This window comes from Planctomycetia bacterium, from assembly GCA_034440135.1.
Classification (GTDB): domain Bacteria; phylum Planctomycetota; class Planctomycetia; order Pirellulales; family JALHLM01; genus JALHLM01.
Map to the genome: position 1 here is coordinate 1 of JAWXBP010000347.1, position 5,810 is coordinate 5,810.

6 protein-coding genes are annotated in these 5,810 nt (G+C 62.7%); 1 reads left to right on the top strand and 5 read right to left on the bottom strand.

Translation table 11 applies throughout. From position 1 onward, the window contains the following. Positions 1–133 precede the first annotated feature (133 nt). Positions 134–1,195 carry a DNA polymerase III subunit delta gene (gene holA / locus SGJ19_20810; protein MDZ4782695.1) on the top strand — a complete coding sequence of 354 codons (1,062 nt, stop codon included), beginning with the start codon at positions 134–136 and terminating at the stop codon, positions 1,193–1,195. A 120-nt stretch (positions 1,196–1,315) separates the two neighbouring features. Here the strand turns inward: holA and SGJ19_20815 are convergent, their stop codons facing one another. The 5 genes from SGJ19_20815 to SGJ19_20835 form a co-directional block, all read right to left on the bottom strand. Further along, the gene (locus SGJ19_20815) at positions 1,316–2,515 is read right to left on the bottom strand and encodes an aminotransferase class V-fold PLP-dependent enzyme (protein MDZ4782696.1); all 1,200 of its coding nucleotides are present in this window, start codon (positions 2,513–2,515) and stop codon (positions 1,316–1,318) included. Between the two features lie 178 nt (positions 2,516–2,693). Next, on the bottom strand, positions 2,694–3,890 hold the full coding sequence (locus SGJ19_20820; GenBank protein MDZ4782697.1) for an LptF/LptG family permease: 1,197 nt from the start codon (positions 3,888–3,890) through the stop codon (positions 2,694–2,696). 30 nt (positions 3,891–3,920) lie between these two features. Further along, positions 3,921–4,865 carry a hypothetical protein gene (locus tag SGJ19_20825; protein MDZ4782698.1) on the bottom strand — a complete coding sequence of 315 codons (945 nt, stop codon included), beginning with the start codon at positions 4,863–4,865 and terminating at the stop codon, positions 3,921–3,923. Between the two features lie 91 nt (positions 4,866–4,956). Next, entirely contained in the window at positions 4,957–5,292 is a 336-nt protein-coding gene (locus SGJ19_20830) for a hypothetical protein (GenBank protein MDZ4782699.1), read from the bottom strand. A 175-nt stretch (positions 5,293–5,467) separates the two neighbouring features. After that, on the bottom strand, positions 5,468–5,810 hold a 343-nt coding region (locus SGJ19_20835), incomplete at its 5' end, for a hypothetical protein (protein ID MDZ4782700.1).

The following is a 5,810-nucleotide window of genomic DNA, read 5'->3' on the forward strand; positions in this document are numbered from 1 at the left end:
CACTGGCGGACGAGCCGCCAGTGGCACCCAAAGCATTCAAACTAGGCCCAGTTCTGGAAACCTACTTTACTCCTTTGCTCCGCTTCTACTCTACTACTTTCCTCCTCCACTCCCATCCACGATACTCAAGCCCATGGCCGCCGCTCTCAACGCCCTCGACTGGCTGTCGAAATCGCCCCCCAAGGCGTATCCAGGCGTTTGCGTCGCCTATGGCGACGACGCTTTTCTGAAACGCTTGGTGCTGTCGCGGTTGCGAAAAGGCATTCTCGGCGACGGGGACGGCGAATATTCCTGGGACGAGCTGGACGAGAAGGAAACGAAAGTCGCCTTACGCGACGTGCTGGACGAACTGTCGACGGTCTCGCTGTTCGGTTCCGGGAAGCGCGTCGTCGCCGTTCTGAACGCCGATGAATTCGTCACCCGGTTCCGCCCGCAGTTGGAAGATTACGTCGCGAAGCCGCGCGACACTGGTGTGCTCATTCTGGACGTGAAGACCTGGCCTGCGAATACGCGGCTGTTCAAGGCCGTGGCGGCGAGCGGATTGCAGATCGAATGCAAAGGACCGAGCGCCGATCGCGCGTCCGGCTGGCTGGTGCAGTGGGCTGGTGAGCGTCATCAGGCGAAGCTCGAACGCCCCGCGGCGGAGTTGATGGTCGATATCGTCGGCCCGGAACTGGGGCTGTTGGATCAGGAGCTTGCGAAGCTTGCATCCGCCGCAGGCGAGCAGCCGATCGACGTGGCGTTGGTCCGCGACCTGGTCGGCGGCTGGCGGGCGAAAACCGCCTGGGAGTTGATCGACGCGGCGCTCGGCGGGCAATCGAGCGAAGCGCTGCAGCAACTGGATCGGCTGTTGTCCGGCGGCGAGCATCCTTTGGCGGTGCTGGGACCGTTGGGCTGGAGCTTGCGCCAGATGGGGGCCGCGGTCGGCGTCCTGGAACAAGGGGACGCGGCGGGGCGCAAACCGTCGCTACGGACTGCGATGGAACAAGCGGGCGTGAAGCCGTTTGTGATCGGCAAGGTCGAGAAACAGTTGATGCGCCTGGGCCGGCAACGGGGCTCGCAGCTCTTGCGCTGGCTGCTGGAAGCTGACCTGGCGATGAAGGGGAGCAGCTCATCAAATCACCGCGCGAGGCTGGTGCTGGAGGAACTGATCTGCCGTCTCTCGGCGCCTTCGGCGCAATCGTCGAAGACGTAGTTGGCACAACGGACTGTGGGAGGCGTCTCCGACGCCGATTGTTTGACGTCTGAGCGCTGGTCAACCCTGGAAACGAGAACCGCGTCCGCTTCATCGGCGTCGGAGACGCCTCCCACAGGTTCACGGCACTACTGCGACGAGTGCTTCAGCTAACGGGCTGAGATGCATTTCGCGCAGACATGCCGCATTGACGAGCAGCACGCCCTCGCGCAGGCGTGCGTGGCCGAGATAGATTGGCGGCGTGCCGTTGCGCAGGCGCTGGCAGAAGTCGAAGGCGCTTTCGGTGGCGTTGTTGTCGGCCAGGTGAATCGCCAACGATGGCGGAATCTCCGCGTGGCCGCCGTCGATAATTTCGCAGCGCGCGCGTTTTCCCGAGAGCAGCGTAGCTATACGCTCGAGCCAGTCGCGTTGCTGCGATGCTTCGGCGACGAGATCGCGCTCCATGAATTCGTCGAGCGCCACGAGCAAGCCGACGATTTGTTCCTTGGCCACCTTGAAGCCGCGGCCGAGGCCTTGTCGGGGCATGCCGTCGAAGCGTTCGCGCGGAAACAAATCCGCCGGTGGATTCCAGAGTTCGGGATGGTCGTCCATATCGAGCATCTGCATCGCGGCCGAGGCGACGAGGTCGGCCTTGCCGCAGAGAATCCCTGTGCCCTGCGGGCCGGCGATCGCTTTCCCGCCGCTGAAGCAGACGAGTTCCGCGCCGGTGGCCGGAATCGATTTCAAGTTTGCGCGCGGAGGCAACTCCGCCGCGGCGTCGACGAGCACCGGCGCGAAGTAGTCCTGCGCGACGCTCACGACGTCCGCCAGCGCGGGCTGGCCGCCGGGACGGTGGACGTAAAGAACTCCGGCCGCGCTACGGGCCGCGAGCTGCTGGCGAAAGTCGTCCAACTCCACGCCGCGCACGCCCGCACCGCTCGTAGTTTCGTCGCAGCCGACGTCGATGAGCCTGGCGCCAGCCAGCCGTACGGCGTGGTCGTAAGCGTTGCGTTGATCGCTGGCGACGAGGAATTCCCGGCGCAACCCGCGGCCCGCCGGCAATCGCTGCTGATCGCGAAGATCGAAGCCGGCCATGATCGCGGCTGCGCCGAGCGTCAATGCCGCCGATGCGCCGCTGGTGACTAACGCGGCCTCCGCGCCCGTGATTTCGGCGATGCGCCGTGAAGCGGCCGCTTGCAGCGGTTCAATGGAAACGCTGTCCTGCGCGGCAGCCGACATCGCCGCGACGACGCGTTCCGACATGATCGCGCCGCCCAATCGCGTCACCGTCCCCGTGGCGTTGATGACCGGCGCAACGTTCCAGTGGGCGTAGATGGACATGAACAGTTCCGAAATGCACGCCACACTAGCCCGTAGCGCCAGCGAGGGGGAGTTGACGTCGTGTGCCGTTTGAGCTGAAGCTCTCAATTGCATCGTAGCATTGTAACTGAGGGCTTCAGCTCGATCGGTAAACCGCGTCAACTCCCCCTCGCTGGCGCTACGGGCTGGAGTTGGGACTTCATTCCCGGAACGGTTGCGCCAGCCAGGCTGCCGCGGGGGCGAAGATCATCAGTGGCATCCAGGCCGCGAAGGCTGGGTCGCCGATCAGGTAGCCGGAGCCCATCGCCTGGCAGCCGATCATGACGAGCATGAACAGGCTCACGACGGCGACACACAGCCCGATCGCCATATAGACGTTGCGGTTCTCGCGCGCGACGATCAACGGCAGTCCCAGGAACAGCAGCGTGATATCGAGCCACGGCTGCACGAACCGGGCGTGAATGGCCACGCGGACATCGGCCAGGGCGTCGAAGTTGGGATTGCGCAGGCCCTTGATCAATTCCCAGGTCGACGCGAACTGCCGCCAACTGCGGCCGCCGGTGAGTTGCTCGAACGACAGTTCGCTGGAGACAAAGCATTCGTCCGGCTTGAGCCAGGCGGCATGTTCGGCCGGCATGAAGATCACGGGCGTCTTGTCGAGCGACAGCGTCGCGCGCTCCGCCAGGCGATGTGGCTGCGTAACGCCCGACATCAGGTAGCCGGCTGGATGTTCGGCGGTCGCTTCGAGATAAAACGCGTCCTTCGCGACCAGGTGGCTGCTGTAGGCGTTCAATTCTGCCGGCAGCAGCAGCTTGGGATCGTTGATCCGCTGCTTGTCCGCGAAGGTGTTCTTGCCGTCGTAGAGGATCTTCGTCGACTTGTCATACACCGGCCGCATGTTCTGCGCGGCGTCGCCAAGCAAATCCTTCGGACTGCGCGCTAGCTGGCGGCGAAACCGCGGCAGTACCAGTTCCCGGTTCGCGGCCGCGACGAAACTGAGCAGCATGCAGGCGATGATTACCGGCTTCAACACCCGACCGCGCGAGATGCCGGCCGCCATCAGCGCCGTGAGTTCGTTGTGGCGCTGAATAAACGTCACAGTAAACATGGCCGCCACGAGCGTCAGGATGCCGGCGGTGCGGTCGAAAAAGAACAACGCCCGGTACAGATAGAATTCCCCCATCAGCGCCCCGAGGGAACCCTGCTTTTCGGCCGCGCGCATGAACTCGTCGAGATTGGCGAAGGCATCGAAGACGATGTACAGCCCGGTCAGGCTGACGAAGCAGATCACGAACGACTGCAGGAACTGCCAGAGCAGATAGCGATCCATAATCGCCGGCCCGCGCAGCCCGGAGCGCGGTTGCTCCGCCGGTCGATCCAACACAATCGTGGTCATGCGAACTCCGTTTCGCCTTGCTGATGAACTCTACGCGATCGCCGGTTCGACAATCGCCATGGGCAATTCACCGAGTTCGATGTTCGAAACGCCGTCGCGAGCCGCCCATGAGAGTCGATAGCCGGCGGACCGTACCACCCACAGCGTTGTAATTTGCAACGCATAGAAGGCCAGTGCAAATACAGCGGCTTCAAGAAGTTCCAGGTCATCCATGTGCAGCAGTACGCAACAGAATGCGACCGCCGGCATGCCCCAAACGATTGCTTTCCAGAAGGAGTCAGCCGAGAACGCTGTCCAAATCGATACCATCGACATCAACAAGAACGGCATCGCGAATGACAGCATCCAACAGATCTCAGTGAAAGTTTGTTCCACGACGGGCGGTTCGGCTTCAAGCGACTCCAGAACTTGCTCATCCGACAACTCGTCGAATTCGACAATCAAGCGGCCGGAGGCGACCTCGAGCAACGGGTGAGCGCCTAGCGCGGCAGCGGCGACCAACGTGATGCAGAACAACTGAAAGAGGGTGAACCGCAAAGGCAGTCCGGCTACGGTGTCCTTGCCAACGTGAATTGCCTGCAGCCCACGCCGGCGTAGCCAGAAACCGGCAGCGGCTCCGATTCCTACCGGCATCAAATAAGACACGAAACTTATGACGCCAAGTGCCATCGCGTCAACAAGGGATGTGCCTTGATACGAGAAATAAGTGGCCACGTGCTCCATGATGACGAACACCGTCATGACGAGCGCCGGCAACAAGGACAGTGCCAGGCGAAATGACGATCGCGACCGACTAATCGCGGCCCAAAAGCCAAGCGGCAGCGCGATCGCCAAATACGTCAGCAGCAAGCAGGTGGGGGCAAGTCTCGTCGCGTCATTCACGACTTCCAGTGCCGCCATCGCGATCAAATAGCACGCCAGCGCGATGAGCACGAATGCGTAACCGGACGCCAGCAAGCGAATGCGCAACGGCATGAAATCTCCCTCCGTGGCGTGATCTTGGTCGCCAGGGGGAGATTCTAGGCAATCTCGTGTGTCAGGTCACCATCAGCTAAGGCGATGGGAGCTAAGCGGCTCGGCGCACCGGTGCGGTGGCTGCCCGCAGCCGTTGCAGGTCGCCGGAGACGAGCTGCACGACCGCTTCCACCGAGTGGGACAGCAGCGTGTCGAAGGCCCAGTCGCCGAGGTCGTGGTTCACCTGGATCACGCGGCGCAGCTCTTTGCGCATCACGGTGGCCGCCTGGACGCGGACGTAGCCATTGGATTCCGCGCGGCTCATGCCGAGAGCCGTCCCGCGGGATTTGGTCAGCACCTGGTGATGTTGCGATCGCGCCACGGTGTGGGCCAACTTGATCAACTGAGCCGTGCTGGGACGGGTGGTGAAGAAATGATACCAGGCCATTGCCGTGGGCGTCCTTTCCACAAGACATAGCGGTGCCGAGCCAGCATTGGACATCGAATCAGCAACCACCGATTCTTCAACGGGGCGCCGCCAGCCGGTCAAGTCGCGTTAACTTGGCGAAGCCGGGCGATCTGCGTTCGAATGGCCGCCGATTTCGTCATGGGCTTATTTCGCGCTAAGCTGTGGGAGGCGACTCCGTCGCCGATGGAACGGGCGAAATTGTATGCGACCGTTTCGGTTCGGCCACGTCGTCGCCATCGGCGTCGGAGACGCCTCCCACAGTCGCTGCCGGTGATTGCACCGTCCATTTGGCCACCTGCCAGGCCAGCACCAGTGACAGCCAGAGGATCGCGTAGATCGCCCACACGAAGTAGCCCATTTGGTCGAATAGTAGGCGGACGCCCACTCCGCCGCGGAGCGGATCTTCCAACCAGTGGGCGTAGGTGGCGAACATGCTGATCACGACGATCGTCATCGATCCGGCGTAGGCCGCCGGCACCGCCACCGAGAGATAGACC

What these genes read in the sequence shown, in the direction of transcription:
- holA (MDZ4782695.1), top strand. Translation starts at nt 134, where the DNA reads ATGGCCGCCGCTCTCAACGCCCTCGACTGGCTGTCGAAATCGCCCCCC.
- SGJ19_20815 (MDZ4782696.1), bottom strand. Translation starts at nt 2,515, where the DNA reads ATGTCCATCTACGCCCACTGGAACGTTGCGCCGGTCATCAACGCCACG.
- SGJ19_20820 (MDZ4782697.1), bottom strand. Translation starts at nt 3,890, where the DNA reads ATGACCACGATTGTGTTGGATCGACCGGCGGAGCAACCGCGCTCCGGG.
- SGJ19_20825 (MDZ4782698.1), bottom strand. Translation starts at nt 4,865, where the DNA reads ATGCCGTTGCGCATTCGCTTGCTGGCGTCCGGTTACGCATTCGTGCTC.
- SGJ19_20830 (MDZ4782699.1), bottom strand. Translation starts at nt 5,292, where the DNA reads ATGGCCTGGTATCATTTCTTCACCACCCGTCCCAGCACGGCTCAGTTG.